The sequence below is a fragment of the Thioclava sp. ES.031 genome, assembly GCF_002563775.1.
GTDB lineage: Bacteria > Pseudomonadota > Alphaproteobacteria > Rhodobacterales > Rhodobacteraceae > Thioclava.
Genome location: NZ_PDJO01000001.1, coordinates 1363601 through 1389503, shown reverse-complemented (window position 1 = coordinate 1389503; position 25903 = coordinate 1363601). Strand labels below are relative to the sequence as shown.

25 protein-coding genes are annotated in these 25903 nt (G+C 65.9%); 7 read left to right on the top strand and 18 right to left on the bottom strand.

Annotated features, from left to right (window positions below):
* Positions 1–40: 40 nt before the first annotated feature.
* Genes AXZ77_RS06735 through AXZ77_RS06720 form a run of 4 tightly spaced genes read right to left on the bottom strand, consistent with a single transcriptional unit; the run spans position 41 to position 3820 of the window.
* Positions 41–1645 carry a carboxyl transferase domain-containing protein gene (locus AXZ77_RS06735; protein ID WP_098410554.1) on the bottom strand — a complete coding sequence of 535 codons (1605 nt, stop codon included), beginning with the start codon at positions 1643–1645 and terminating at the stop codon, positions 41–43.
* Positions 1642–2106: a lysozyme inhibitor LprI family protein gene (locus tag AXZ77_RS06730; RefSeq protein ID WP_176535978.1), complete on the bottom strand. Its 465-nt coding sequence runs from the start codon at positions 2104–2106 to the stop codon at positions 1642–1644. The genes AXZ77_RS06735 and AXZ77_RS06730 overlap by 4 nt, the downstream gene beginning before the upstream one ends.
* A gap of 47 nt (positions 2107–2153) precedes the next feature.
* The gene (locus tag AXZ77_RS06725; protein ID WP_098410552.1) at positions 2154–2660 is read right to left on the bottom strand and encodes a lysozyme inhibitor LprI family protein; all 507 of its coding nucleotides are present in this window, start codon (positions 2658–2660) and stop codon (positions 2154–2156) included.
* Positions 2660–3820: an isovaleryl-CoA dehydrogenase gene (locus tag AXZ77_RS06720; RefSeq protein ID WP_098410551.1), complete on the bottom strand. Its 1161-nt coding sequence runs from the start codon at positions 3818–3820 to the stop codon at positions 2660–2662. The genes AXZ77_RS06725 and AXZ77_RS06720 overlap by 1 nt, the downstream gene beginning before the upstream one ends.
* A 190-nt stretch (positions 3821–4010) precedes the next feature.
* On the opposite strand from AXZ77_RS06720, the gene AXZ77_RS06715 reads away from it, so the two are divergent.
* Complete coding sequence (locus AXZ77_RS06715; protein WP_098410550.1) at positions 4011–5252, top strand: FAD-dependent oxidoreductase; 1242 nt, start codon at positions 4011–4013, stop codon at positions 5250–5252.
* A 25-nt stretch (positions 5253–5277) separates the two neighbouring features.
* Entirely contained in the window at positions 5278–6201 is a 924-nt protein-coding gene (locus AXZ77_RS06710) for an ornithine cyclodeaminase family protein (protein WP_098410549.1), read from the top strand.
* A 19-nt stretch (positions 6202–6220) separates the two neighbouring features.
* On the opposite strand, the gene AXZ77_RS06705 is transcribed toward AXZ77_RS06710, so the two are convergent.
* From AXZ77_RS06705 to AXZ77_RS06695, 3 genes are read right to left on the bottom strand one after another with little or no spacing between them, the layout of a single operon-like run.
* A complete protein-coding gene (locus AXZ77_RS06705) occupies positions 6221–7399 on the bottom strand; it encodes a DegT/DnrJ/EryC1/StrS aminotransferase family protein (RefSeq protein ID WP_098410548.1) in 1179 nt (392 codons plus the stop codon).
* Positions 7399–8622: a TCR/Tet family MFS transporter gene (locus AXZ77_RS06700; RefSeq protein ID WP_098410547.1), complete on the bottom strand. Its 1224-nt coding sequence runs from the start codon at positions 8620–8622 to the stop codon at positions 7399–7401. Before AXZ77_RS06700 ends, AXZ77_RS06705 begins: the two co-directional genes overlap by 1 nt.
* Positions 8623–8680: 58 nt before the next feature.
* Positions 8681–9352 carry an HAD-IA family hydrolase gene (locus tag AXZ77_RS06695; protein ID WP_098410546.1) on the bottom strand — a complete coding sequence of 224 codons (672 nt, stop codon included), beginning with the start codon at positions 9350–9352 and terminating at the stop codon, positions 8681–8683.
* A gap of 107 nt (positions 9353–9459) precedes the next feature.
* Between AXZ77_RS06695 and glmU the strand changes: the two genes are divergently transcribed.
* The 3 genes from glmU to AXZ77_RS06680 are packed head-to-tail and all read left to right on the top strand — an operon-like array spanning position 9460 to position 13472.
* Positions 9460–10809 (top strand): bifunctional UDP-N-acetylglucosamine diphosphorylase/glucosamine-1-phosphate N-acetyltransferase GlmU, encoded by a 1350-nt coding sequence (gene glmU, locus AXZ77_RS06690; RefSeq protein ID WP_098410545.1) that lies wholly within the window; start codon positions 9460–9462, stop codon positions 10807–10809.
* Positions 10810–12624 carry a glutamine--fructose-6-phosphate transaminase (isomerizing) gene (gene glmS, locus AXZ77_RS06685; protein WP_098410544.1) on the top strand — a complete coding sequence of 605 codons (1815 nt, stop codon included), beginning with the start codon at positions 10810–10812 and terminating at the stop codon, positions 12622–12624.
* A complete protein-coding gene (locus AXZ77_RS06680; protein WP_098410543.1) occupies positions 12621–13472 on the top strand; it encodes a DNA alkylation repair protein in 852 nt (283 codons plus the stop codon). The genes glmS and AXZ77_RS06680 overlap by 4 nt, the downstream gene beginning before the upstream one ends.
* Here the strand turns inward: AXZ77_RS06680 and AXZ77_RS06675 are convergent.
* From AXZ77_RS06675 to AXZ77_RS06665, 3 genes are all read right to left on the bottom strand, one after another.
* Positions 13467–14156: a D-lyxose/D-mannose family sugar isomerase gene (locus AXZ77_RS06675; RefSeq protein ID WP_098410542.1), complete on the bottom strand. Its 690-nt coding sequence runs from the start codon at positions 14154–14156 to the stop codon at positions 13467–13469. The genes AXZ77_RS06680 and AXZ77_RS06675 overlap by 6 nt on opposite strands.
* 26 nt (positions 14157–14182) lie before the next feature.
* Positions 14183–14956 carry a gamma-glutamyl-gamma-aminobutyrate hydrolase family protein gene (locus tag AXZ77_RS06670; RefSeq protein WP_075774454.1) on the bottom strand — a complete coding sequence of 258 codons (774 nt, stop codon included), beginning with the start codon at positions 14954–14956 and terminating at the stop codon, positions 14183–14185.
* 123 nt (positions 14957–15079) lie between these two features.
* Positions 15080–16141: a Hint domain-containing protein gene (locus AXZ77_RS06665; protein ID WP_098410541.1), complete on the bottom strand. Its 1062-nt coding sequence runs from the start codon at positions 16139–16141 to the stop codon at positions 15080–15082.
* Positions 16142–16348: 207 nt separating this feature from the next.
* Here AXZ77_RS06665 and AXZ77_RS06660 point away from each other — a divergent pair, with 207 nt between their 5' ends.
* The gene (locus AXZ77_RS06660) at positions 16349–16585 is read left to right on the top strand and encodes a hypothetical protein (RefSeq protein WP_098410540.1); all 237 of its coding nucleotides are present in this window, start codon (positions 16349–16351) and stop codon (positions 16583–16585) included.
* An 11-nt stretch (positions 16586–16596) separates the two neighbouring features.
* Entirely contained in the window at positions 16597–16941 is a 345-nt protein-coding gene (locus AXZ77_RS06655) for a hypothetical protein (protein WP_098410539.1), read from the top strand.
* Positions 16942–17282: 341 nt separating this feature from the next.
* On the opposite strand, the gene AXZ77_RS06650 is transcribed toward AXZ77_RS06655, so the two are convergent.
* From AXZ77_RS06650 to AXZ77_RS06615, 8 genes are all read right to left on the bottom strand, one after another.
* A complete protein-coding gene (locus AXZ77_RS06650; RefSeq protein WP_078599324.1) occupies positions 17283–18521 on the bottom strand; it encodes an aminopeptidase in 1239 nt (412 codons plus the stop codon).
* 80 nt (positions 18522–18601) lie between these two features.
* Positions 18602–19573: a UDP-glucose 4-epimerase GalE gene (gene galE / locus AXZ77_RS06645; RefSeq protein ID WP_098410538.1), complete on the bottom strand. Its 972-nt coding sequence runs from the start codon at positions 19571–19573 to the stop codon at positions 18602–18604.
* Positions 19574–20878 carry a tetratricopeptide repeat protein gene (locus tag AXZ77_RS06640; protein WP_098410537.1) on the bottom strand — a complete coding sequence of 435 codons (1305 nt, stop codon included), beginning with the start codon at positions 20876–20878 and terminating at the stop codon, positions 19574–19576.
* Between the two features lie 20 nt (positions 20879–20898).
* Positions 20899–21378 (bottom strand): prepilin peptidase, encoded by a 480-nt coding sequence (locus AXZ77_RS06635; protein WP_098410536.1) that lies wholly within the window; start codon positions 21376–21378, stop codon positions 20899–20901.
* Positions 21375–22100: a helix-turn-helix transcriptional regulator gene (locus AXZ77_RS06630; RefSeq protein ID WP_176535977.1), complete on the bottom strand. Its 726-nt coding sequence runs from the start codon at positions 22098–22100 to the stop codon at positions 21375–21377. The genes AXZ77_RS06635 and AXZ77_RS06630 overlap by 4 nt, the downstream gene beginning before the upstream one ends.
* 378 nt (positions 22101–22478) lie before the next feature.
* Positions 22479–23480, bottom strand: a complete 1002-nt coding sequence (locus AXZ77_RS06625; protein WP_255266429.1) for a type II secretion system F family protein — start codon at positions 23478–23480, stop codon at positions 22479–22481.
* Between the two features lie 16 nt (positions 23481–23496).
* Positions 23497–24468, bottom strand: a complete 972-nt coding sequence (locus AXZ77_RS06620) for a type II secretion system F family protein (protein WP_098410534.1) — start codon at positions 24466–24468, stop codon at positions 23497–23499.
* A gap of 3 nt (positions 24469–24471) precedes the next feature.
* The gene (locus AXZ77_RS06615; protein ID WP_098410533.1) at positions 24472–25902 is read right to left on the bottom strand and encodes a CpaF family protein; all 1431 of its coding nucleotides are present in this window, start codon (positions 25900–25902) and stop codon (positions 24472–24474) included.
* Position 25903: the final 1 nt, after the last annotated feature.

Genomic DNA, 25903 nt, shown 5'->3' with positions numbered 1-25903 from the left:
CTTCCTCTTGGTCCAAATATCCCCGCCGGAGGCATGAAAGTTACATCCGGAACAGGCCGAAGCGGGTCGGCTCGATCGGAGCGTTGAGCGCGGCGGAGAGCGAGAGCGCCAGCACGTCGCGCGATTTGCGCGGGTCGATGATGCCGTCATCCCAGAGCCGCGCCGAGGCGTAGAGCGGGTGCGACTGGCGCTCGAACATCTCGATGGTGGGGCGCTTGAACTCGGCCTCTTCTTCGGCCGACCACTGGCCGCCCTTGCGCTCGATCCCGTCGCGTTTGACGGTGGCGAGCACGCCTGCGGCCTGTTCGCCGCCCATCACGGAAATCCGCGAGTTGGGCCAGGTCCAGAGGAAGCGCGGAGAATAGGCGCGGCCCGCCATGCCGTAATTGCCCGCCCCGAAGGAGCCGCCGACCAGCATCGTGATCTTCGGCACCGAGGTCGTGGCGACGGCGGTGACCATCTTCGCGCCATGACGCGCGATGCCCTCGTTCTCATATTTGCGCCCGACCATGAAGCCGGTGATGTTTTGCAGGAAGACCAGCGGGATAGAGCGCTGCGAGCAGAGTTCGATGAAATGCGCGGCCTTCTGGGCGGCTTCCGAGAACAGCACGCCGTTATTGGCGACGATGCCCACGGGGCAGCCTTTCACATGGGCGAAGCCGGTCACGATCGTCTCGCCGAAGCGCGGTTTGAACTCGTCGAAGCGCGAGCCGTCCACAAGACGCGCGATGACCTCGCGGATGTCATAGGGGGTGCGCAGGTCCGCCGGGACGACGCCGAGGATTTCTTCGGGGTCGTAGGCGGGCTCCTCGGGCGATTGCCAGTTCACCGTCGCGGGTTTCGTGTAGTTGAGATTGCCGACCGCGCGGCGCGCCAGCGCCAAAGCATGGGCGTCGTCTTCAGCCAGATAATCGGCCACGCCCGAGAGACGCGTATGCACATCGCCGCCGCCCAGATCCTCGGCGGTGACCACCTCGCCCGTCGCGGCCTTCACCAGAGGCGGGCCCGCGAGGAAGATCGTGCCCTGCTCCTTCACGATGATCGTCACATCCGACATCGCGGGCACATAGGCACCGCCTGCCGTGCAGGACCCCATCACCACGGCGATCTGGGCAATGCCCTTCGCGGACATCCGCGCCTGATTGTAGAAGATGCGCCCGAAATGGTCGCGATCGGGGAAGACCTCGTCCTGATTGGGCAGGTTCGCGCCGCCCGAGTCGACGAGGTAGATGCAGGGAAGATGGTTTTCCTCGGCGATCTCCTGCGCGCGGAGGTGCTTCTTCACCGTCAGCGGGTAATAGGTGCCGCCCTTCACGGTGGCGTCGTTGGCGACCACCATGACCTCCTGGCCCTGCACCCGGCCAATTCCGGCGATCACGCCCGCACAAGGCGCGGCATTGCCATACATGTCATGCGCCGCCGTCGCGCCGATTTCCAGAAACGGCGAGCCGGGATCCAGGAGCCCGGCCACCCGTTCGCGCGGAGCCATCTTGCCGCGCGACAGGTGCCGCTCCAGCGCGGCGGGGCCGCCGCCAGCGGCGGCCTGCGCGGCCGCGTTTTCGATTTGCGACAGCGCGTCGAGATGCGCCTTGCGATTGGCCTGAAAGTCCTCCGACGAGGTCAGGGCCTGCGATAACAGTTTCATTCCATCCTCCCCAAATCGCGCAGTTCCAGCGCGCGTTGCGCCGTACGCTCGAGGTAGCATTGCGACGCCACGACCGTGCGGATCGTGCCGTCCTTCCAAATCTCGTAGAGCAGCCCGCAATCGGCGTCGCGATACTGCCCCCACGCGCTTTGCGCATCGAGCAGCTTGTTGGCGAGTTCCGTACCGCCCTGCTCCAGCAGACGGGCGCGCGCCGCCTTGTATTGCGACTTCGCGATATCGTCCCAGACCTGCGCCTCGCCTTGCAGGCAAGCCGAGATACCGAGTGTCGTATCGCCGCCCGGCTGACCCTGACAGGTCGCGGCGGCCTCGCCGATACAGGCGGGATGGGTATCCTTCGCCCCGTCGAAACAGGCGCGCACCGCGTCCGGATCGACGCTCGGCTCCTGCGCCAATGTGGGGGACGCGAGCATCAGGCCGCCCAGCAACCATGCCATTTTCATCGCGCGTTTCCTTTTCTCAGAGCGCCCGTGAAGGCGGGGTGTCCGTGTCATGGGCGCGCCTCGCCAGCCAGCAGCCCGGCCCAATTCTGCAGTTCGATCGCATGTTCGGCGGTCTTGCGCATCAGGCAGCGCGCCTCCTCCGCCTCCGAGCCCTCGCCCTGCAGCGCGGCCCCGTAGGCGCAGGCGCCATCGCGGTAGCGCGCCCAGGCGGCTTCCGCCTCACCCAGCTGCGCGCCCTGCAATCCGGACGGAGACTTGCCCGCCACGATTTGCGCCGCGTCACTGGCCGCCGCCGCTTGGCGCAAGCTGTCGAGGGCTGTTGCCGCCCGGTCGGACCAGAGGGCGCGCTCGGCATCATAGCAGGCGCGGCGCTCGGGGGCGCTGGCATCGTCACCGATGCAGTGCTCCGCCGCTTTGCCGATGCACGACGCAGGGTCGTCGGCGCTCGACAGGCAGCTCTCCAACGGGGCCGGATCGAAATCCGCCCCTGTCCCTTGGGCCTGCGCCGCCAGAGGCGCTGCAAGCCCGATCAGGAGGAGAGCGCCCGCCCGCATCAGACGGCTCCCATGATCTCGCGACCGATGAGCATCCGGCGGATTTCCGAGGTGCCCGCGCCGATCTCCATCAGCTTAGCATCCCGGAACAGGCGCGAGACGTTGGAGTCGTTGAGGAACCCGGCGCCGCCAAGGGCTTGGACCGCCTGATGTGCCTGCACCATCGCCTGCTCGGACGCATAAAGCACGGTGGCCGCCGCATCCTGACGCGTCACGGCGCCACGATCACAGGCCTTCGCGACCTCGTAAGTGTAGGCGCGCGCGGTGTTCATCGCGACATACATATCGGCGATCTTGCCCTGCATGAGCTGGAAATTCCCGATCGGCTGGCCGAACTGCTCGCGCTCCTTGCAATAGGGCACGACCTCGTCGAGGCAGGCCATCATGATGCCGGTGCCGATGCCCGAAAGCACCACGCGCTCGTAATCGAGACCCGACATCAGGACGCGCACGCCGCGCCCCTCTTCGCCCAGCACGTTCTCGAAGGGTACTTCGCAATCCTCGAAGAACAGCTGTGCCGTGTTCGAGCCGCGCATGCCGAGCTTGTCGAAATGCTTGGAGGTCGAGAAGCCCTTGAAATCCTTCTCGACGATGAAAGCGGTGATGCCTTTGGAGCCAGCCTCCGGGTCGGTCTTGGCATAGACCACGAGCGTATCGGCATCGGGGCCGTTGGTGATCCAGTATTTATGGCCGTTCAACACGTAATAACCGTTACGCTTCTCGGCCTTGAGCTTCATGCCCACCACGTCCGAGCCCGCGCCGGATTCCGACATCGCCAGCGCGCCGACGGACTCGCCCGAGATCAGCCCGGGCAGGTATTTCTTCTTCTGCGCGTCCGAGCCGTTCAGCTTGATCTGGTTCACGCAGAGGTTGGAATGCGCGCCGTAGCTGAGCGCGATCGAGGCCGAGGCCCGTGCGATTTCCTCGGTAGCCACGACATGGGCGAGATAGCCCATCCCCGCCCCGCCATATTCTTCCGACACGGTGATCCCGAGCAGGCCAAGCTCGCCCATCTCGGTCCAAAGCTCGTTCGGAAACTCATTATCCAGATCGGTTTTGGCCGCGATCGGGGCCACACGCTCGGACGCCCAACGGCGCACCATATCGCGCAGTGCGGCGATATCCTCGCCCAGATCGAACTCCATCGAACCTGCGAACATCGGATCTCCTCCCCCGGTTTATTGAACGCACGTTCATTTATGCGCAATTGCCGAGTCGGGTCAAGGCCCGTGGCCCGGCCCGCGCCCGGATGGACGCAGCGGCACAGGGCCACGCGGCGCAGGGGCTGGTCACTTGCGGCGATTGCCGCCACAAAGAGGCCTGAGAGCTTGGAAACCGACGGGAGCGAAGATGGGGCAGCCACGTCATATCGTGATCGGAGCGGGGATCGTGGGCACGATGACCGCATGGGCGCTGGCCCGCCGGGGTCTGGACGTGACGGTGATCGACCGCCTGCCCGGCCCGGCGGAGCTGTGCTCGCGCGCGAATGCCGGGATCGTCTCGATCGGCCATGCGAGCGCCTGGGCCGGGCCGGATGCCTTGCCGCAACTGCTGCGCGCGATGGCGGGGCGCAATCCCGGCGTGAAGCTGACCGCGCCCTTCGATCCGGCGCTGTGGCGCTGGGGGACGACCTTCCTGCGCAACTGCACCGGGGCCGCGCAGGCGCGCAATACCGCGCGGATGATGCGGCTGGCCGAGACCGCCCGCGCCGCCCTGCCCGACATGGCGCAGGAGCTGGGGCTGGACGCGCTGATCCGCTTCGAGGGCGGGCTCTACCTGCACAACTCCACCGCCGAGATCGACGCGCATGACGACGGGCGGCTGACACGGATCGACCCGGACTGGCTGGCCGAGAACGATCCGCTGCTCGCCGAGGCGGGTTTCGCGGGCGGGTTTCTCTCGCCGATGGATGCCGCGGGGAACTGCCACGAGGTGACCCGCGCCGCCGCCAAGGCCCTTACCGCCAAGCACGGCGTGCAGTTTCGCTACAATAGCGCGGTGACCGGGTTCACGCAGGCTCATGGCAAGATCACCGGGGTCGACCTCGCCGACGAGACGCTGCCTGCGGCGCAGGTGATCCTTGCCGCCGGGATCGAGACGCCCGATCTGGCGCGCCCTCTGGGCTTTGCGCCGGACATCTACCCGGTGAAGGGCTATTCGGGGACATGGGAGGTGCGCGACCCAAACCGCCTGCCCCGCCACCCTTATATCGACGAGGCGGCGATGCTGGCCGTGGCCTCTTACGGTGGTGTCTTGCGGGTGACCGCGATCGCCGAATTCGCCGGGCGCGACCGGACGCTGCGCGAGGATCGCACCAAGGTGCTGACCGATTACGTCGCCGCGCGCTTCGGCGATGCGGTGAGCGATGCGCCGCCGGCGCTGTGGACCGGGCTGCGGCCCTCGACCCCGCATGGCCCGCCCTTCCTTGGCCGGGTGAAGTCTTACGAAAACCTGTGGGTCAATGCGGGCCACGGCCAACTGGGCTGGACGCTTTCGGCGGGCTGCGGCGCGCTTCTGGCCGATGCGATCACCGGTGCCGCCAACGGGCCGCGCGAGGTATCTGCCCCGGCGCGCTGGCTGGCGCCTCTGTGACGCCCGACACAATGAAGGAGACGACATGAGCCCGAAGATCATCCCCTATGACATCGCCGAGAAGCTGGACTGGCCGGGCGCAATCGCGGCGCTGCGCGCGGGCCATACGCGCCCGAAGGCGGAGCTGGGCGATACGTTTCTCGGGCCCTCTGACGCGGTCTTGCTGAGCCGTGCGGCCTATATTCCGGGGCTGGGTTACGGGGTGAAATCCTTCACCGTGTGCGACGGCAATGCGCAGGCGGGGCTGCCGACGGTGCAAGGCGCGATGGTGGTGTTCGAGCCCGAGCATGGCCAGCCCACCGCGATCGTCGATTGCCCGCTGGTGACCGAGTTCAAGACCGCCGCCGATTCCGTTCTGGGCGCGCAGCTTCTCGCCCGCCCGGACAGCGGTCGTCTGTTGATCGTGGGCGGGGGCCGGGTCGCGCGCTCGCTGATCGCGGCCTATGCGGCGGGCTTTCCGGGGCTGACGGAGATCACGCTCTGGACGCGCCGCCCCGAGCAGGCGCAGGAACTGGCGGCTGGCCCCGCCCCCGAGGGCCTCAGCCTGCGCGCGGTGACCGATCTGGCCGAGGCGGTGGCCGAGGCCGATATCGTCAGCTGCGCCACGATGGCCCGCGCGCCCGTCTTGCAGGGCGCATGGGTAAAGCCCGGCACCCATGTCGATCTTATCGGTGCCTATAAGGCCGATATGCGCGAGGCCGACGATGCGCTGATCTCGACGGCGAGCCTCTTCGTCGACAGCCGCGACACCACGCTGGGCCATATCGGCGAGCTGCTCATCCCGATCCGCGAAGGGGTGATCACGCCCGAGGAGGTGAAGGCCGATCTCTACGATCTGATCGGCGGCGCGCGCGGGCGGGAAAGCGCCGAAGAGATCACGCTTTACAAGAATGGCGGCGGCGCGCATCTCGACCTGATGATCGCCGACTGGATCTCGCGCGCGGGCTGAGGGTCAGCGCGCCACCTCTTCAGGCCTCGGCCTCTTGCCGCAGGATACGCGCGATCTGGGCGGCGTCATCCGTCGAGAAAGTCAGCGGCAGGCGCAGATCCAGCAGCGTCGCCAGCACCTCATCGGTACGCGGCAGGTTCTGCGCCTCGGCGTAACGCCAGCTATCATGGCGCGAGGTGAAGCCCGCAGGCTCATCCGCGCCGAACCATTTCAGCTCGACCCCGCGGGCCGCCGCACGGGCCACGAAGTCCAGCATCTCGGGGGCAGAGCGTCCCGGCAGGCGGAACTGGAAGGACGAGCCGACATAGCTCTCGGCCTCGGGACGCTCGATCAGCGCGACGCCCTCCGCCCCGGCAAGCCCGGCCTCGACCTCACGGTAAAGCGCATTCCAGCGCGCCACCCGATCCGCCAGCGTCGACAGCTGCGGACGCAGGATCGCGGCGCGCAGATGGTCCATCCGGCCCGAGACATTGGGCGTGTCGTATTTCAGCCCCTCGAATACCTCCGGGCCGGGCGCTGCGCGGTGCCGCTCGAAAAGCATGTAGCTGCCCGAGAGCAGGATCATCCGCGCCGCCAGCTCGGCATCGTCGGTCACGATCAACCCGCCCTCGCCCGAATTCATGTGCTTATAGGTCTGGGTCGAATAGCAGCCGATCGCGCCATGCCGCCCCGAGTGAACCCCGGCCCATGTCGCCCCCATCGTATGGGCGCAATCCTCGATCACCGTCAGATCGTGGGCGCGCGCGATCTCCATCAGCGCATCCATGTCGCAGATATGGCCGCGCATATGCGACAGCATCAGCACCCGCGCCTGCGGGGCTTTCGCCGCCAGATCGTCGAGATCGATGGTCAGCTGGTCCGTGACCTCGACCAGAACGGGCTTGCCACCGACCGCCGCGATGGCGCCCGGCACGGGGGCGAGCGTGAAGGCATTGGTCAGCACCGGATCGCCGGGCCCGACGCCCACGGCGCGCAGCGCGCAGCCCAGGGCATAGCCGCCCGAGGCCACCGCAAGGCAATAGGGCGCGCCGGTCAATCCGGCGAACTCTTCTTCCAGCAGCGCCACCTCGCCCGGCTCTCCGGGCAGGGTGTTGTAGCGATGCAGGCGGCCTGAGCGCATCACCTCGACGGCGCGCTCGATCGCATCTTCGGGGATCGGCTCCTGCTGGGTGAAATTGCCTTTGAAAACCTCGGACATCACTCAACCTTTCTTGCGCGGATGAACAGCACCAATGCCGCCAGCAGGATCACCGAGGCCACGTAAAAGGCCATGTCCGGCGTGCGGATCGGGGCGTTCTCGGCGAGGAATATCCCGAACACTTGGGTGAAGAACAAGGTGCCCGCCAGCATCGCGAGGTTCATCAGCGCGGATATGCCACCCTGCAGCGCGCCCTGGGCATCCTCGGGCACCGCATTGGACATCAGCGAGGCGATCATCGGATGCACCAGCCCCTCGATCCCGGTGATCAAGAGGACGATCAGCACCATCACGAGCGAGGTCGACAGCCCCAGCGCGATGGTCATGCCGATCCCGACGATCAGCCCGATCACCACCACCCGCGCCTCGCCCAGACGGGACGCGAGCGGACCGGCCAACCCGCCCTGAAAGATCGCCGCGACGACCCCGTAGCCTGCAAGCGTCAGCCCCACCGTCCCCTCGGACCAGCCGAATTTCGCCATCCCCCAATAGGGCCAGATCGCGGGATAGACGGCGGAGGCGAACAGATAGACGCCAAGCGCGGTGCCCATCGGCAGGACGCCCGGATAACGCGCGAAGACTTTCAACGTGCCCAGCGGGTTGCAGGCGCGCCAGTTCACCGGACGGCGCAACCCCTGCGGCAGGCTTTCGGGCAGCACGATCAGCCCGTAGATCAGATTCAGCCCCGAAAGCGCGGCGGCGACGAAGAAGGGGATGCGCGGGCCAAGCTCGCCCAGAAACCCGCCAAGCGCAGGCCCCGCGATGAAGCCGAAACCGAAGGCCGCGCCGATCAGACCGAAGGCGCGGGCGCGCTCGGCCGGTGGGGTGATATCGGCGAGATAGGCGTTCGCGATGACATAGGACGCACCGCAGATGCCCGCGACGATCCGGCCCACGAAGAGCCAGAGCAGCGTCGGCGCAAAGGCGTGAAACAGGTAATCGACGCCCAGACCGCCGATCGCGAGCAGCAAAAGCGGGCGCCGTCCGAACCGGTCCGAGAGATTTCCCATCAACGGCGCGAACAGGAACTGCGCGAGACTGAAGGCCGCGAACATCCAGCCCCCGATCCGGCTCGCCTGCGCCAGATCGACATGGCCCACATCCGCGATCAGCGAGGGCAGCACCGGGATGATCAGGCCGAACCCCACCATGTCGAGGAACACCGCGATCAGAACGAAGGCGGTGGCGTGAAAGCGCGAAGGACCGATGGGCGCTGCGGTCATGGCCGTCGGAAGCCGCGTCTGAGGGGTGGGTCGGGGCGGCACAGCCCCGCCGAGGCGATCACCCGAGCATCCGCGCGGCAAGCGCGGGCAGATCGTCGAAATGATCGAGCAGCGCCTCGGGGGCGAGCCGTTCGATGCCGCGCCCCTCCGGTCCGAAGGTCACCAGAACGCAGGGCACGCCGACCGCGCGCGCGGTCTCGCGATCGGTATTGGTGTCGCCCACCAGCAGCGAGGCTTCCAGCTTGCCACCTGCCCGCTCGACCGCCGCGAGATAGGGATCGGGCGAAGGTTTGCGCAGCGGCAGCGTATCGGCGCCGATCAGCGCATCGAAAAGCGCGGCGATCCCGAGCCGGTCGATCAGATCACGCGCGAGACCTTCGGGTTTGTTGGTGCAGACAGCCGTCGCAAAGCCCTGATCGCGCAGCGTTTTCACAGCTTCCTCAGCGCCGGGATAAAGCCGCGTATGCCGGTCGATATTCTCGCCGTAATGCGCAAGCAGCGGGTAATAGTCGGCCTCGACCAGCTCGGCGATCTCCGCATCCGGCAGTCCCAGCCGCCCATAGCCGGTCTTGAGCATCGCGCTGCCGCCGTGGAAGGCGATCAGCGCGTCGCCCGCCGGATCGAGAAGCGGCGCATGACCGCGCGCCGTAAAGCAGGAATTGGCCGCCGCGATCAGGTCGGCGGAGGTATCCGCCAAGGTCCCGTCGAGGTCGAAAACCACTGTGCGCATTGCCTGTTGCTCCTTCCGTAACACCGCGAAAGGAAGCGTGAAGACGCACCACTTGCGGCAAGCAAGCCAATGGTTAAAACGGGGCCGAGCAGAAGAAAAGGTTTCTAATGGCGATTGCATTGATCACCCTCGCGGCGGGACAGGGCACCCGCATGAAATCCGACTTGCCGAAGGTGCTGCATCAGGTGGGCCGCGCGCCGCTGGTGGCGCATGCGCTGGCTGCCGGACGTGCGCTCGAACCCGAGACCGTGATCGTGGTCGCAGGCCACGGCGCCGACAAGGTGAAGAAAGCCGTCGCGAAGGTCGATCCCGAGGCGCAGATCGTGCTGCAGGAAGAACAGCTCGGCACCGGCCACGCGGTGGCACAGGCCCTGCCCGCGCTCGACGGGTTCGATGGCCGCGTGATCGTGCTTTACGGCGACACGCCCTTCATCCGGCCCGAGACGCTGGAGCGGCTGGCCGCGTCCGATGCGGCGGTGACCGTGCTCGGCTTCGAGGCCGCCGATCCGGGCCGCTACGGGCGCCTGGTGGCGCAGGGCGACACGCTGGACCGGATCGTAGAATTCAAGGATGCCACGGATGAAGAACGCGCCATAACCCTTTGCAACTCTGGCGTTATCGCCTGTGACGCGGTGCTTCTGACCGAACTGGTTGCGGGGCTGTCGAACGAAAACGCATCGCAGGAGTACTACCTCACCGATATCGTCGAAGCCGCGCGCAAGAAGGGTCTGACCGCGCAGGTCGTGACCTGTGACGAGGCCGAGACGCTGGGCATCAACACCCGCGCCGAGCTTGCCCGCGCCGAGGCCCTCTTCCAGGAGCGGATGCGCGCCGAGGCGATGGAAAACGGCGTGACCATGGTGGAGCCCACCAGCGTCTGGTTCGCGCTCGACACCTATATCAGCCGCGATGTCGTGCTGGGCCCGAATGTCGTGTTCGGCCCCGATGTCACCATCGAATCCGGTGCGGTGATCGAGGCCTTCTGCCATCTCGAAGGCTGCCACATCTCGCGCGGCGCCACGATCGGCCCCTTCGCCCGTCTGCGCCCCGGCGCGGAACTCGCCGAGGACGTGCATATCGGCAATTTCGTCGAGGTGAAGAACGCGATCCTCGCCGAGGGTGTGAAAGTCGGCCATCTGACCTATCTGGGCGATGCCGATATCGGGGAGCATACGAATATCGGCGCGGGCACGGTGACCTGCAATTACGACGGGGTCATGAAGCATCGCACCACCATCGGCGCGAATGCCTTCATCGGCTCGGACACGATGCTGGTGGCCCCAGTGACGGTGGGCGACGGCGCGCTGACGGGCTCGGGATCGGTGATCTCGAAGGACGTTCCCGCCGAGGCGATCGCGATCGAGCGCTCCGAGCAGGTGAACCGTCCGGGCCTTGCCAAGAAACTCTTTGCGAAACTGCGCGCGGAGAAAGCGCGTCGCATGAAGAAAGATTTTTAAATGTGCGGAATTATTGGCGTTCTGGGGAAGCACGAGGTTTCCCCCTGGCTCGTTGAGAGCCTCAAGCGATTGGAATATCGCGGCTATGACAGTGCCGGGATCGCGACGGTAAATGCAGGCAAGCTGGACCGCCGCCGGGCGGTGGGCAAGCTGTGGAACCTGTCCGATCTGCTGGTGCACGAGCCGCTGCCGGGCAAGTCGGGCATCGGCCATACCCGCTGGGCGACCCATGGGGCCGCGACCCAGGGCAATGCGCATCCGCATCGCTCAGGACCCGTCGCGGTCGTGCATAACGGCATCATCGAGAACTTCCGCGAGCTGCGGGCCGAGCTGGCCGAGGCCGGGATCACCCCGGAGACGCAGACGGATACCGAAACGGTCGCGCTGCTGACGCGGATGTTCATGGATCGCGGCATGGATGCGCGCGAGGCCGCCGTAGCGACGCTCGGTAAGCTCGAAGGGGCGTTTGCGCTGCTGTGGCTCTTCGACGGCGAGGACGATCTGCTGATTGCGGCGCGCAAAGGCTCCCCGCTCGCGATCGGGCATGGCGATGGCGAGATGTTTGTGGGGTCGGACGCGATTGCGCTCGCGCCGATGACCGACCGGATCACCTATCTCGAAGAGGGCGATTACGCCTTCGTCACCCGCGCAGGCGCCGAAATTTTCGACGCCGAGGGCCGCCGCGCGAACCGTGACGAGAGCCGCATCGATCTGGGTCAGGCGCAGGTCGAAAAAGGTGGCTACAAGCATTTCATGGCGAAGGAAATCGCCGAGCAGCCCGTCGTCCTGGCTGACGCTTTGCGACATTATCTGCCCGAAACTGGGTTGAATCTGCCGGAAGAGTTGGACTTTTCCAACATCGACCGGATTATCCTGATCGCCTGCGGCACGGCGCATTACGCCTGCGCGGTGGCGAAATACTGGTTCGAGACCTTCGCCCGGATCCCGGTCGAGATCGATGTGGCCTCCGAATTCCGCTACCGCGAGCCGCCCCTGTCCGAGCGCAGCCTCGCCGTCTTCGTCAGCCAGTCGGGCGAGACCGCCGATACGCTGGCCGCGCTGCGCTATTGCTCTGAGCGCGTCGCGAAGACCGTGGCCGTGGTCAACGTGCCCACCTCCTCCATCGCGCGCGAAGCCGACATCATGTTGCCGATCTTCGCAGGCGTCGAGGTCGGCGTGGCCTCGACCAAGGCGTTCACCGCGCAGCTGCTGGTTCTGGCCGTGATGGCGCTGAAAGCGGGCCGCGACCGGGACGAGACTGACGGGCCGACGCTGGGCAGCCATGCCGATACGCTGCGCGCCCTGCCCGGCCTGCTCAATCAGGCGCTGTCGATTTCCGAGCCAATCGCGCATCTGGCAGAGCAACTTGCCGAGGCGCAGGACATTCTCTTCCTCGGGCGCGGCGCGATGTATCCGCTCGCGTTGGAAGGCGCGCTGAAGCTCAAGGAAATCAGCTATATCCATGCCGAAGGCTATGCCTCGGGCGAGCTGAAACACGGGCCGATCGCGCTGATCGATCGCACCGTGCCGGTGATCGTGATGGCGCCCTATGACAAGCTCTTCGACAAGACCGTGTCGAACATGCAGGAGGTGATGGCGCGCCACGGGATGGTGCTGCTGGTCTCCGATGCCAAGGGTATCAGCGCAGCGCAGGACGGCACTTGGGGCACACTGCAAATGCCTGATATCGCGGAACCTTTCGCGCCGATCCTTTATGCGGTTCCGGCGCAGCTTCTGGCCTATCACACGGCGGTCGCGAAAGGCACCGACGTGGACCAGCCGCGCAACCTCGCCAAATCGGTGACGGTCGAATGAGCCGCAAGCGGGGCAAGAAACGCGTCGCGCGGCCGCGCGCGGCGGATTACGCGCCGCTCGATCCGGCGGAGGATGCCCGACTGCGCGCCGAGGCCGAGGCCTATGCGGCCTCGGATGCGGACTATGAGAGCTTCGCCGAGGAAGAGGACCCCGACGCGCCGCTCGGGCCCCCGCCCACGCTGGAAGACGCGCTTTTCGCGCTGGAAAGCTGGGCGGATGCCGAGAAAGCCGCCGAGATGGCCGCCTATCACAAAGCGGAGCGGCGCTATCTGGGCATTGCCGTTCCCGCGATCGAAGACATGGTCGCGCTGTGGCGCGGCCAGCTCGACGTGCCGGGACGCGTGGAGTTGGCGCGCGGGCTTTGGGACAGCGACATTCACGAGGCGCGGATCGCGGCGGCCAAGCTGCTGACGCAGGCGCGGCTGCGCCCCGACGGTGCCGCATGGGAATTGATCGCGAGCTGGGTGCCGCAATTCGACGCCTGGGCGATTGCGGATCACGCGGCCAAGGCGGGCTCGAAACGGCTTCAGGCCGAGCCGGCGCGGCTCGACGAGGTGGCCGACTGGGTGCGCTCGGATCACATGTGGACGCGGCGTGCGGCCTTCGTCTTCACCCTACCCTGGACCAAGCAGCGCAATCCCAAGCCCGAGGACGAGGCGGTGCGCGACGAGGTTCTGGGCTGGGCCGCGCAACTGGCCGAGGATCGCGACTGGTTCATCCAGAAGGCCATCGCGTGGTGGCTGCGCGAGCTGAGCAAGAAAGACCCCGCCCGCGCACAGGCCTGGCTGGCCGAGCATGGCGAAAGGCTGAAGCCTTTCGCCCGCAAGGAAGCCAGTAAATACTTATGAATACAGGAACTTGTCGTAGTCGCTGACCAGCAGATGGCGCGGCGCTTCGTCTTCCTCGATCTCTGAGAACCGCCCGATATCTTCGCGGAAGATATTGTCGGTATTGTCGTCGTTGACGGTCGACACCTCGCCGATCAGAACGTCGCCGCCCTCGCCCCAGAAGGCATGCCAGTCACCGGGCCGCAGGGTCACGCTCTCGCCGGGGCGCAGGATCAGCACCTCGCCGGGCGCGTAATTGCGCGGGACGCCGTCGCACATCACCTGCCCGCCTGCGCTCTCGTCGAATTTGCCATCCGCGTCGGAGCCATAGAGCTCGATCGCGAGGTCTGCGCCGCCGCGATTGATGATGTCCTCGGCCTTGATGATATGGGTATGCATTGGGCTGATCTGGTCCTTGCGCGAGATCAGGAGCTTCTCGGCATAGGCCATGCCGTGGCCCGCCTGAAGATCGCGCAGATCGCCGTTGCGCAGGGTGAAGAGGAACAGACCCAGCTTGTCGAAATCGCCCTGCCCGTAATCGGTGATATCCCAACCCATCGCGGCATCCACGATGCGCTGTGCCTGCGGCAGGCGCGCCTTGAACTCGGCCGGGCTCCACCATGCGAAGGGCGGCAGGCGGAAGCCGAATTCCTGGATCATATCCTCGGCCGCGGCCATGATTTCGTTCACGCGCGAGCGTTTCATCTGTCTCTCCGTTTTGTCTTAGCGGCTCAGGCGACGCAGGCGGCGGGCCGTTCGCCGCGCGCCCAAGCACGCACCGCATCGCCGAATGCCTCAAACAGAGGGCGCGAGACCGGATCTTCCGCCGCACGCCATTCGGGATGCCATTGCACCGATAGGGTAAACCCCGGCGCGTCCTTAACATAGATCGCCTCGGGCGTACCATCGGGGGCGCGCCCTTCGATCACAATCCGGGTACCGGCGGTGCAAACGCCCTGCCCGTGCAGCGTGTTGGTCTCGACCTCATCCGCGCCGAAGAGACGCGCGAACCGGCCGCCGGGGGTGAGCGTGACCATGTGACGGTTGGAGAATCCTTCTTCGAGCGTCCCCTCGGGAGGCATCCGGTGGTTCAACCGGCCCGGAAGCTCGCGGATTTCGGGATGGAGCGTGCCGCCCATCGCGACGTTGACCTCCTGAAAGCCCCGGCAGATGCCAAGGAAGGGCTGCCCGTTTTCGACACAGGCGCGCACCAGCGGTAGTGTGATCGCATCGCGGGCGCGGTCGAAAGTGCCGTGCTTCTCGGTCGGCTCCTCGCCATATTCATGCGGATGGACGTTCGGCCGCCCGCCGGTCAGCAGGAAACCGTCGCAGACCTCCATCAACTCCTGAACGGAGACATATTCGGGATCGGCGGGGATCAGCAGCGGGATGCAATCGGAAACTTTGCTCACCGCTTCCGAGTTGAGCTGCCCGCCTTCATGGACGGGGTAGCGGTCACCTACGAGGCCTCTATTGCCGATGATGCCGACGACGGGTCTGGTCATTGATATCTCCTTTGTCCCGAAGCTAAGGCGACGTTCGGGCAGAGAAAAGGCGCAAAATGCGCACGAAGCCGTGCATCTGACGCACAGCCCAAGCCTGCAGCGATTTCGAGCGGATTTGCCCGTTCAGGCGGCCAGATCGTGGCGCAGGATCGCGGCCTCGGAGGGCTTGAGCGCACGGCGCGCGAAGGCGCCATAGCTGAGCGGATTTTCCTCGACCTCGGGCACCAGCGCCTCAAGCCCGGCGCGCTGGTCGCGGGCGATCATCTCGAGCCGGGTGGAGGCCGGGTGGAAGCTTTCGGTCTCAAGCCCGTTCGCGGTCAGTACCTGATGGCGTTCGAACATCAGGTGGATGTAGCTCAGGCCGCGCAGCGCGCCCTCGAAGCGGATCTGGCGGCCATTCACCAGATCGCAGGCGCGCACCAGAACCTCGTCCTCGGCAAACAGCGCCTGCGCCGCGCGTCCGCGCACCAGCATCCGGTGCTGCGGCGACACGATCAGATCGCGATCGGGTCGTGCGATGCCGAACGCCCCTGCCGAGATCCGCACCGGGCGCAGATGCGGCATCGCATGGAGCCGCGCGCCCGAGATGTCGCGCCGCCCGATCCAGCAGATCGGCTGCGCCCCGTCATCGCGGGTCAGCACGCGGTCGCCCTCGCGCAGCGCCTCGACCGGGCGGCGGCCCTGGTCGGTCTCGATCAGCGTGCCGGGGGTGAAACAGATGACGCCCGCAGGCCCCTGCCGCGCCGCTTTCGGGCGCAGATCGAGCGCCCGGTCGACCACCCACAGATCGCTGTCCACCGGCGGCATCCGACCGGCGAACATCAGGATACGCGTGCCGCTTTCGGGCAGCTCGATCAGGGTGACGACATAGGCGTGATAACCATCGGTCACGGTAAAGCTTTGATTGGGCGTCTCGGTCTCGTCGGGATCGTCGAGCGTTCGCGGATGTCCCACGGCCTCGCCCAGCAGGCGACGCACCGCGCGGGCGGCTTTCGTGCGCCGCTCCGCCTCGCCGCGCGCATTGTGCAAGATGAGCCGATCATTGGGCCCGTCCACGCAGATCGCCTGCCCCGTCCATCGCCAACATGCGCCCACGGTCACGACCTCAAGCGGCGGCACCGGTGTGCCGTCGATCTCCGTCTGCGCCCATGAAATGACGAAGGTGCCCTGATAGCCCGCCTTCATTGCCTCGATCCTGCCCGTATTTTTGCGAGAGCTTATGTCTGCCCTCTGCTTGTTAAAAGTTACGGTATCATGATGAATTCGCGATGTGAATCCCCATCTTGACGCATAGGGCAAGCAGCACTCACCGAAACTTGCGCGCGTCTGCGCTTGTCCCGCGTCCACGCAACTGCATCTTCCTGTAGGAAGAGCCGTCAGAGGAGACTCATGATGAAATCTATCGCCCTGATCGCCGCCCTCGCCTGCGCCGCGCTGCCGTCGCTGGCCGCCGCGCAGCAACAGCCGCTCAATGCGCTGGAAATTCAGCGCGTCCACGCTCTGGTCGGGAACGTCGATCTGTCCAACCTGACCGACCGCCAAATCGTGCAGATCAAGGATGCGCTGGTTCAGAATGTCGACCGAACCGCGCGGGAAACCCTGATCCGCATGGCTCTGAAGAAGAAATGAGGAAACTGCCTATGACCACCCGTTTTACCGCTTCGGCTCTTGGTTGCAGCCTTGCAGTGGCGCTTGGCCTTGGGGCCGGGATCGCGCAAGCTGGCGCTGCGTCGCAGCCGCCCGGCGGCCTCGGGCCGCAAGCGCCCAAACAGAGCTCGAGCGGCCCCAACCCGGCCTATTTCATGCCCGCCGATCCGCATCTCAGCATGCTCGACCAAGCGCGGGCTGCGAAATTCGCGAAGGGCAAATCGCTCGACAATATCGGCTTCACGCAGGTCGCGGCGATCGAGAACGCGCTGATCCATCCCTCGCTGGCGCAGAGCCGCGAGAAGCTGATCACGAAAAGCCTCAATACCGGCCGTTAAGTCAGGCAAGATTTCGGTTTCGCTGGTCAGGCTGGGCACCGCCCGGCCTGAACGCGTTTTCGGGGAGGAGGATCGAAAACCTGCGTCGGCCGGGCGGCCCTTCACACAGCGCAAGGGTGCGCGAGTTGCCCAAGAGGGTCGGCCAAGCCCGACCCGTATATTCAGATTTCGCCCAGTTGCCGCTTTCGTCAAGAAACGCCCGCGCTCCGCGGTGCCTTGCGACGCCGGGCGCATCGAACTGCGCGGGACGAGGCGAAATTCCTCGCATCTGCACAAAATATAAGCGCCCGACACACCAATCGGCGCGTCGGGCGCTCACCATTGTCAGGTCTTGCGGCCAATCAGGCCCATTCGCCCTTGCGGAAGACCGGGACGCGGGTGCCGTCGGGCTTGATGCCGTCGATATCGGTCTCGGGGCCGCCGATCATCCAGTCGACATGGATCATCGAGCTGTTGCCGCCCTTCGCCGCGACCTCGTCTTCGCTCAGCTCGCCGCCATTGATGAAGCATTTCGAATAGCACTGCCCCATCGCGATATGGCAGGCCGCGTTCTCGTCATAGAGCGTGTTGAAGAACAACAGCCCCGAAGCCGAGATCGGCGAGCCATGCGGCACCAGCGCGACCTCACCCAGACGGCGCGCGCCTTCGTCGGTGTCGATGAGCTTCTGCAGCACCGCCTCGCCGCGGCTGGCCTTCGCCTCGACCACCTTGCCGCCCTCGAAGCGCATCTCGATATTCTCGATCAGGCTGCCCTGATGCGACAGCGGCTTGGTCGCGCGAACGACCCCGTCGACGCGCTCGGCATGGGGCGTGGTGAAGACCTCTTCGGTCGGGATATTCGGGTTGCAGACGACGCCGTTATTGGCCTCGGACGCTCCACCGCTCCATTCGTGATCGTCGGCGAGGCCCACGGTCAGATCGGTGCCGCCACCGGTGAAATGAAGCGCCGAGAAGCGCTGCTCGTTCAGCCAATCGCGGCGCTTGCGCAGCGCCGCGTTATGCGCCTCCCATGCGGCGACGGGATCGGGTTGATCGGCGCGCGAGGCGGCGAAGATCGCGTCGGCTAGTTTGCCCACGGCCTCGTCCTCCGGCAGATCGGGGAAGACGCGCTTGGCCCAGGCCACGGTCGGATAGCTCACGATCGACCAGTTGATCTCGAAATTCGAGATTTTCTCCAGTGCCGGTTTATAGGCGATGGAGTTGGCCTTTCCCGCGCGCGAGACTTTCTCCGGGTCCTGTTCCGACAGCAGCATCGGGTCTTCGCCGACGATCGCCATGCGGGCCGCGCCGCTTTCGTAAGCCTTCGCCATGCCCTGATAGAGCCAGTCAGGCGCGCGGTCGAAGCTTTCGTCCTTCGCGTTCTCGAACCGGGCCAGCGTGATCTGACCATCGCTGAGGATCGGGGTGAAGGTGCCTGCGCCCGCGCGATAGGCTTCGGCGGCGATCCGGCGCACCAGCGGCAGCGCCTCGACGGGCGCGGTCAACACCAGATCCTGACCGTCTTGCAGGTTCAGACCCACCTGCACGGCAACCTCGGCCAGCCGGTCGAGAAGTTGCGGATCGATTGCGTCGCTTGCCATGAGAGCCTCCTGAATTGCGTTGAGCCGCAAGATAGATGGCTGGGCGGCAGGCTCAACCCCGGCAGAGCGCGAACCCGAGGTCAGAGGCCGAACCACGGAGCGGCATGGGACACGATCTCGTCAAGTTCACGGTAACGCGCGCTAAAGCCCAGAGCGTCGTGCGCACGGGAGGGATCGGCCACCAGTTCCGCCGGATCGCCGGGGCGGCGCGGGGCGTCCTCGAAGGGCACCTTGCGCCCCGTCACCCGCTCGACCGAGGCGATCACCTCGCGGATCGACGCGCCCCGCCCGGTGCCGAGATTGAGCTTCAGGCTGTCGCCGCCGCCCTGCAGGTAATCGAGCGCCAGAAGATGCGCGCGGGCCAGATCGTCGACATGGATGTAGTCGCGGATGCAGGTGCCGTCGGGCGTGGGGTAATCCGTGCCGAAGACCTTCACCGCAGGGCCCTGCCCCGAGGCCGCACGCAGCACCAGCGGGATGAGATGGGTCTCGGGATCGTGGCGCTCGCCGATCTCGCCGCTCGGGTCGGCGCCGCTCGCGTTGAAATAGCGCAGGGCCGCGAAACGCAGATCGGTCGCGGCGGCGGCATCCTCCAGCATCCATTCGCAGATCAGCTTGCTGCGGCCATAGGGGTTGATCGGGCGTTGCGGCGTGTCTTCGGAGATCGGCAGCGTCTCGGGCGTGCCATAGGTGGCGCAGCTCGACGAGAAGACGATCTTGTCCAGCCCCACCGCCTGCATCGCGCTCAGAAGGGCGGTCATCCCGCCCAGATTGACGTCGTAATAGCGGGTCGGCTCGGCCACGCTCTCGCCGACATAGGCCAGTGCCGCGAAATGAATCACGGCGTCGATCCGGTGCTCCTTGAGCGCCGTCTCGACCAGATCCCGGTCGCGCAGATCGCCCTCGACCAGAGGCCCCCAGCGCACCGCATCAGCATGGCCGCGCGACAGATCGTCGAGGACCACAGGAGCGTGCCCCGCCTCGGCCAACGCCTTGCAGCAATGCGACCCGATGAAACCCGCGCCGCCTGTGACCAGAACCTTCGATGTCACTTACGAGCCCCACCCTTCGCGCAGCATCGCACCGACGATCTCGGGCGCCAGAACCCCGTCGAGGCAGGCCATATCGCCCGGCATCTTGCCGCAGGCACGCTCCATCGCGCGCAGCGTTCCGCGCCCGGCGAACCCGTCGAGCGGGCCGCGATACAGACCCTGCTTGGCGAGGTCTTTCTGGATCAGATAGACCGCCAGCCGCGGATTGGCCTTGAACAGATCGCGCGCTTCCTCTGCGTTCATCTTGGCCATGCCCGGCGCGATCTCTCCTGCAAGCGGCGCGAAATCGGCATCGTGCCGATGCCTCGCCACCCGGATCGTCATCGCGTAATTCTCGCGTTCTTCGGGCGTGAAGAGATCGCGATGCGCTTCAAGGAAGTCCGACGCCCCTTTGGGATCGCGCCGGACGTTATAGGAATTGCCGTCGCGCAGAAGGCCGACCAGATAGCGCGCCGCGGTCTTGTTGCCCGCCTCGGCAGCCCCGCGCAGTTGCGCCACCGCCTGTTTGCCATCGCCGCGCATCGAGATGCCCCAGATGCGGCGCGTGGCGTCGAGCACTTCGATCCGCTCATTCCCGGCCGCGCGGGCGGCCTTGGCATAGCCGTCGAACTTCGCGCGCGAAGTGGAGCCGCCGCCGAGATAGCCATACATCGCGCCCTCGGCCAGCGTCGCATAGGCGCCATCGACACCCGCCGCGCCTGCGCGTTCGAGAAACGCCTGCGCTGTCTTCGGATTGCGCTGCGACCACATCAGCGTCTCGCCGTATTTCCACAAGCCGGTCGCGTCGCCCGCCTCCGCTGCGGTCTCGAACAGGTCGCGCGCCTTGGCATAATCGCGCGGCAGTCCGGTTCCGTAGAGATAGGCCTCGCCCAAGATCAGCGCCGCTTTCGCATCGCCCTTTGCGATCTGCGTCTCAAGCAGGTCGACCCCGCGCGCAGTGTCGCGTGGCAAAGCCCAGCCGCCGATCAGTTGCTTGCCCAACAGACGGTGCGCATCCCAGCTGCCCGCTTCGACCGCCTGTTCGAGATAGCCAACGGCGCGATCGCGATCCGCAGCGACAGGACCGCCCCAAAGGAGCAGGTTACCTGCGGCCAAAGCCGCTTCGGGATCGCCTTGCGCCGCGGCGTCCTCCAACATCGAGAGCCCGGCCTGTGGATCGGGTTTCACATCGCTAGAGCCCCAGACGAGCGCCTGCGCGCGTTCGGTGACGTCGGGCTTCGTTTCTTCGGCGAGGAGTGGTGCGCTGACCGTGCACAAAGCCAGAGCGACCACTCCGAGCGACTTGGTCCAAATCTTGCGTGACATAGGTCCTCCCTTGGCGGGGCCTACCCGCCGACCAGATAAGGCAAAGCCAGACCCGCAAGCGCGATCGAGACGCCCATCGGGAGCTTTCCCCGTGCGTAACAACTTTTCCAACCCAAGCGGGGCCCAAGCCGCGTCGCCACCGGCGCGCTTTGGAGCCCCATCGTCAGCGCCGAGCCCGCAAAAAGCGCGACGGAAAAGGCGATCAAAAACTCCCCCATCGCCGCAGAGGGTACGAATAGCATCAGGGCCGCGAGAAATTTCACGTCCCCTCCCCCGAAGGCGCGCAGCACGAAAAAGACGTAGCCGACGAGGAAGGTGATCGCGCCTGCAGCAAGCCGCAGGCTCAGCTCGTGCAGACCCAAAAACGGCGCGCAGAGCGCAAAGAAGCCAAGCGTGATCAGCACGATCCTGTTCGGGATGCGCATCTCGCGCAGATCGCTGAGCGCGACCCAGATCAAGACCGGGGCCAGCGCCGCCAGCGGCAGGAGCTGCCCGGTCATGCGACCCGTCCGGCTCTGGCGCCGGCGAGCTCGAAGGGCAGTTCGGAGACAAGCTGGAAGGTCAGTTCCGCCAGATTGCGCGCGCCGGTCTTGGCGTAGAGATTGCTCAGATGGGTGCGCAGGGTGGATTCCTTGATCCCCAGCTCCGCGAGCATCTGATCAGGCGACTGGCCGTGGCGCAGCAGCAGGCAGACGCGGTATTCCGAACGGCTCAGACGCGCAGGGTTATCCGCGCTCAGGATCGGCGAGCCGATGAGCGGCGCGGCCTGCTTGGCGGCGGATTTCAGCAAGGTCTCGGTGAACATGCCCCGGGCGCGGTTGTGCCAGGTGCGGCTCAGCGTATCGCCGAGCGTGGTCAGCACCGCTTGCTGATACTGGCGCAGCTTCTCGGTGAAATGCAGCTCCAGCGTATCGACCCAGCGATCGCTGATCTCGAGCGGAATGACGACCATTTCGACGAGGTTGCGCCGGGCCAGTGCCGAGGCGACCGCTTGCGGCACATCCTCGTCTTGCATCGAGCGATACCAGGTCGAGCCCCGTTTGGCCTTGTCGAGATAATCGCCAAGCAGATCAGCCGCGAAGCTTTGCTCCAGCGGGATCCGGCAGCCGGATCGCGCCCTGTCATGGACCAACGCCCGTGCCGGTGCGCCCGCATCCCGCGGATAGCGCGCCAATATGACGGCCTCGGCCCCGATACTGTCGGTCAGATATCTTAGCGCCATGCGCAGCGGGTTCGTCCCGTGCAGACACTCACACCACTGTGCAACGGCCCCAATCATGCCCGCTTCGATAGCGCGCTCTTGCCCGGGCGAAGCCCCGCCTGTCCCATAGTCTCGCATGGTCCCCACCATCCCCAGAAACTATTATATGTGACCCACTTATGTGCGTGACAGCGCGTGGGCCATCTCTAAGCGTAACCCCTAAATGCGTTAATTCCTAAGCTAGCCATTTGGACTATATCCACAGCTCCCTGTGGATGATTCTATTGATACCCGCTGCAAACAAAGGTTGCATATTCGGCATTTAAGTCGACATTTCGGCCTAAAATATTGTCCGTAAACAATGCCTTGGGAAAAGAGCGGATTTGGAAACGATTCGATTTACTGCGAATAGTGCATCACATAACGAATCACCACGGGCCCGACCGCGATCAGAATGAGCGCCGGAAGCGTTAACGACGCCAGAACCCCGGACATCTGCACCGGCAGGCGATTGGCCTTTTCCTGCGCACGCATCTCGCGGATGCCGCGCAGATCGGCGGCATAGGTGGTCAGCGCCTGCGCCATCGAGGCCCCGAAGCGCAGCGACTGGCTCGCGACATTGGCGAAGGCGCGCACGGTCTCGACCCCGGTTCGGTCGGCCATGTCGCGCAGAGCCGCCTCGCGCTCGCGCCCGGCCTGGACCTGACGCTGCACCGAGAGGAACTCGAAGGAAATCTCGGGCGAGGTCTCCGCCAGCTCGTTGCCCACGCGGGTCATCGCCGCATCGAACCCCATGCCGCTTTCAATCGCCACCTGCATCAGATCGAGCGCGTTCGGGAAGCTCTCTTCGATCCGCAGCCGCCGCTCGCGCATCCGACCATTGAGCCACATCAGCGGCAGCAGATAGCCGCCTGCGACGAGCCCGGTCAGGATCTGATAGGTCGCCATTCCGCTCAGGCTTCCGAGACGGGCATCCAGCCCCATCGGCAGGCCGATCTCGGGGCTGCGTGCGGCAAACAGAAGCCCCATGAAAATACCCGGAAGGCCGACGCCCAGCGCGATCCGAACCAGGGTGAAGCGGCGCAAGGCGCTCGCCCCGGACAGCCCGGCCTGCGCGAGTTTGCGTTCCAGCTTGGAGCGGGTCTGGCGGTCGGCGGGCACGAAGGCCTTCAGGATCTGGCCCGGACGTGCCTCCGGCGCCTTTAGATAGCCATGCTCGGTGCGCCCTCCCGTTTTCGCCCCGCCAATGGCCGCGATGCGCTCGGCGGCGCGGTCGCGCTGGAAGGCGGCCTGAAGTCCGACGATCAGCAGCAGCAGGCCGAAGCCGATCCCGGCGGCCAGAAGCGTCTCGGGCGCGATGCCCATCCGAAGCGCGAAATCCTCGATCCGTGTCATCAACATGGTCTCTCTCCCCGGCTCAGATCCGGAACTGCACCAGACGGCGCAGCACCACGGCATTCAGGATGATCAGCGTGATGACGAGGATCGCCATCGAGCGGAACATCGGTTCATCGGCGACCTCGCCGTAGTAATTCGGCGAAATCAGCGTGGTGAAGCCGAACATGATGAACGGCAGCGCGGTCAGGAACCACGCCGAGGCGCGCCCCTCCGCCGAGATCGCGCGGATCTTGCGCCGCATCGAAATCCGGCCCCGCGTCGTCGCCGCCAGCACTTCGAGCACGCGGGCGAGATCGCCGCCCGTACCGTGCTGGATACCGATGCTCGCCGCGAGATAGTCGGCGTCTTCCAGCCCCACCCGCTCGGCGAATTCCAGCACCGCGTCGGGCAGGTCTTCGCCATAGGTCACCTGATCGAAGATGATGCCGAATTCGGTGCCGATCGGGTCGGGCATCTCCTCGGCCACGGCGCCGATCGACATATTCAGCGGATGGCCGATCTTCAGGCCCCGCGCCAGCATGTCGAGTGCATCAGGCAGCTGGCTCGTCAGCACTTTCATCCGTTGCGTCGCCCGCGAGCGCAGAACCATGAAGGGCAGCACCAGCCCGATCGTCACGGCCGCAGAGGCCGCCCGCAGCGGACCAAACGGGGCCAGCGCCAGCACGAAGCTCCCGATCGCAAGCGCGGCGCAGATCAGCAGGAACTTGTCCGGCCCGATCCGGAAGCCCGCGCGATGCAGCAGGCGCGGCAGGTCGAAGCGCTTCGGCAGCCGGGCGATCCAGCCCTTGCGCGGGTTGGGCTTGAGCAGGGCGAGCATCTCTTCGGTGTCGCGCCCCTTCGCGATCATCTTCATCCGGCGGCTTTTCGCCTCACCGCTGGTCTCGGTGCGGTTGAGCAGGTGCAGGCCGCCGGTCAGCGCCAGCAGAACGCCAAGCGCGATGCCGCTATAGGCGACATAGGCGGCGAGGTCCTTTTCGATGATCTCCCACATGGCTCAGTTCCCCCGCATCTTGAAATCGGACGGATCGACCGCGACGCCCGCCGCGATCAGGTCTTCCAGGCAACGCGGGCGCAGGCCGGTGGCGGTGAACTCGCCCTCGATCACGCCATCGGCAGAGGTGCCGGTTTTGCGGAAGGTGAAGATGTCCTGCATCATCACGATATTGCCTTCCTGCCCGGTGATCTCGGAGATCGAGAGCACCCGGCGGCGACCGTCGGACATGCGCGCGATCTGCACGACGATGTCGAGGCCGGAGGCGATTTGCGAGCGGATCGCGTTGAGCGGCATGTCGAGGCCGATCATCGTCACCATCTGCTCGATCCGCCCCAGAGCGTCGCGCGCGGAATTGGCGTGGACCGTGGTCATCGAGCCGTCATGGCCCGTGTTCATCGCCTGCAACATGTCGAAGGCTTCCGAGCCGCGCACCTCGCCGACGATGATCCGGTCGGGACGCATCCGCAGCGCGTTCTTCACCAGATCGCGCTGGATCACCGCGCCCTGCCCGTTCGGATTGGATGCGCGGGTTTCCAGCCGCACCACATGCTCTTGTTGCAGCTGCAATTCGGCGGCGTCCTCGATCGTCACGATCCGCGTGCGCGGGTCGATGGCGGCCGAGATCGCGTTCAAAAGCGTCGTCTTGCCCGAACCGGTGCCGCCCGAGATCAGGATATTCTTGCGGGCATGCACCAGCCCGTGCAGGAACCGCGACGCAGCCCCCGTCATCATCCCGGTCTCGACGAGCCGCTCCATCGTGTAGGGTTGGCGCGCGAACTTGCGGATCGAGAGGCTCGGCCCGTCAATCGCACAGGGCCGGATGATCGCGTTCACGCGGCTGCCGTCTTCGAGCCGCGCATCGACCCAAGGGTTGCTCTCGTCGATCCGGCGCCCCACCCGCGAGACGATCTTGTCGATGATCCGCAGCAGGTGGCGTTCATCGCGGAAGCGTACCGCCGTGCGCTCCAGCACGCCGTGACGCTCGACGAAGACGCGGTTGCAGCCATTGACGAGAATGTCGTTGATCGACGGATCGGCCAGCAGCGGCTCCAGCGGGCCGAGCCCCAGCACCTCGTTGAGAAGCTCATCGACCAGCGTCTTGAATTCCTCCGCGCGCAGCGGGGTTTTCGCGTCGCGCAGCTCTTCGCTCACCAGCGCCGCCACTTCGCGGCGCAGCTCCTCGGGCACGACCTTGTCGAGCATCGACAGGTTGAGCCGGTCCAGAAGCGCATCATGCAGGCGGCTTTTGAGTTCCAGCGCGCGACGCTGCGCGTCTTCGTCGACCTCTGCCGCGGGCGGTTTGGGCATAACCTGTTGTGCGGCCATCTCGCGCGCGTCTTTCGGCGGGCTACCCGCATAGGGCTTGCCGAGCGGGATCACCTTTTCGGTCTCGGTCGGTTTCGACCCGCGATCCGTGAAATTGCGAAACATC

Excerpts from the sequence above, each read along its gene's own strand:
- AXZ77_RS06695 (WP_098410546.1), bottom strand. The coding sequence starts at position 9,352 with ATGCGCACAGTGGTTTTCGACCTCGACGGGACCTTGGCGGATACCTCC.
- AXZ77_RS06735 (WP_098410554.1), bottom strand. The coding sequence starts at position 1,645 with ATGAAACTGTTATCGCAGGCCCTGACCTCGTCGGAGGACTTTCAGGCC.
- AXZ77_RS06615 (WP_098410533.1), bottom strand. The coding sequence starts at position 25,902 with ATGTTTCGCAATTTCACGGATCGCGGGTCGAAACCGACCGAGACCGAA.
- AXZ77_RS06680 (WP_098410543.1), top strand. The coding sequence starts at position 12,621 with ATGAGCCGCAAGCGGGGCAAGAAACGCGTCGCGCGGCCGCGCGCGGCG.
- AXZ77_RS06640 (WP_098410537.1), bottom strand. The coding sequence starts at position 20,878 with ATGTCACGCAAGATTTGGACCAAGTCGCTCGGAGTGGTCGCTCTGGCT.
- AXZ77_RS06715 (WP_098410550.1), top strand. The coding sequence starts at position 4,011 with ATGGGGCAGCCACGTCATATCGTGATCGGAGCGGGGATCGTGGGCACG.
- glmU (WP_098410545.1), top strand. The coding sequence starts at position 9,460 with ATGGCGATTGCATTGATCACCCTCGCGGCGGGACAGGGCACCCGCATG.
- AXZ77_RS06700 (WP_098410547.1), bottom strand. The coding sequence starts at position 8,622 with ATGACCGCAGCGCCCATCGGTCCTTCGCGCTTTCACGCCACCGCCTTC.
- AXZ77_RS06720 (WP_098410551.1), bottom strand. The coding sequence starts at position 3,820 with ATGTTCGCAGGTTCGATGGAGTTCGATCTGGGCGAGGATATCGCCGCA.
- AXZ77_RS06630 (WP_176535977.1), bottom strand. The coding sequence starts at position 22,100 with ATGGCGCTAAGATATCTGACCGACAGTATCGGGGCCGAGGCCGTCATA.
- AXZ77_RS06710 (WP_098410549.1), top strand. The coding sequence starts at position 5,278 with ATGAGCCCGAAGATCATCCCCTATGACATCGCCGAGAAGCTGGACTGG.
- AXZ77_RS06665 (WP_098410541.1), bottom strand. The coding sequence starts at position 16,141 with ATGAAGGCGGGCTATCAGGGCACCTTCGTCATTTCATGGGCGCAGACG.
- AXZ77_RS06705 (WP_098410548.1), bottom strand. The coding sequence starts at position 7,399 with ATGTCCGAGGTTTTCAAAGGCAATTTCACCCAGCAGGAGCCGATCCCC.
- glmS (WP_098410544.1), top strand. The coding sequence starts at position 10,810 with ATGTGCGGAATTATTGGCGTTCTGGGGAAGCACGAGGTTTCCCCCTGG.
- AXZ77_RS06675 (WP_098410542.1), bottom strand. The coding sequence starts at position 14,156 with ATGAAACGCTCGCGCGTGAACGAAATCATGGCCGCGGCCGAGGATATG.
- AXZ77_RS06655 (WP_098410539.1), top strand. The coding sequence starts at position 16,597 with ATGACCACCCGTTTTACCGCTTCGGCTCTTGGTTGCAGCCTTGCAGTG.
- AXZ77_RS06625 (WP_255266429.1), bottom strand. The coding sequence starts at position 23,480 with ATGTTGATGACACGGATCGAGGATTTCGCGCTTCGGATGGGCATCGCG.
- AXZ77_RS06650 (WP_078599324.1), bottom strand. The coding sequence starts at position 18,521 with ATGGCAAGCGACGCAATCGATCCGCAACTTCTCGACCGGCTGGCCGAG.
- AXZ77_RS06730 (WP_176535978.1), bottom strand. The coding sequence starts at position 2,106 with ATGAAAATGGCATGGTTGCTGGGCGGCCTGATGCTCGCGTCCCCCACA.
- AXZ77_RS06660 (WP_098410540.1), top strand. The coding sequence starts at position 16,349 with ATGAAATCTATCGCCCTGATCGCCGCCCTCGCCTGCGCCGCGCTGCCG.
- AXZ77_RS06670 (WP_075774454.1), bottom strand. The coding sequence starts at position 14,956 with ATGACCAGACCCGTCGTCGGCATCATCGGCAATAGAGGCCTCGTAGGT.
- AXZ77_RS06620 (WP_098410534.1), bottom strand. The coding sequence starts at position 24,468 with ATGTGGGAGATCATCGAAAAGGACCTCGCCGCCTATGTCGCCTATAGC.
- AXZ77_RS06725 (WP_098410552.1), bottom strand. The coding sequence starts at position 2,660 with ATGCGGGCGGGCGCTCTCCTCCTGATCGGGCTTGCAGCGCCTCTGGCG.
- AXZ77_RS06635 (WP_098410536.1), bottom strand. The coding sequence starts at position 21,378 with ATGACCGGGCAGCTCCTGCCGCTGGCGGCGCTGGCCCCGGTCTTGATC.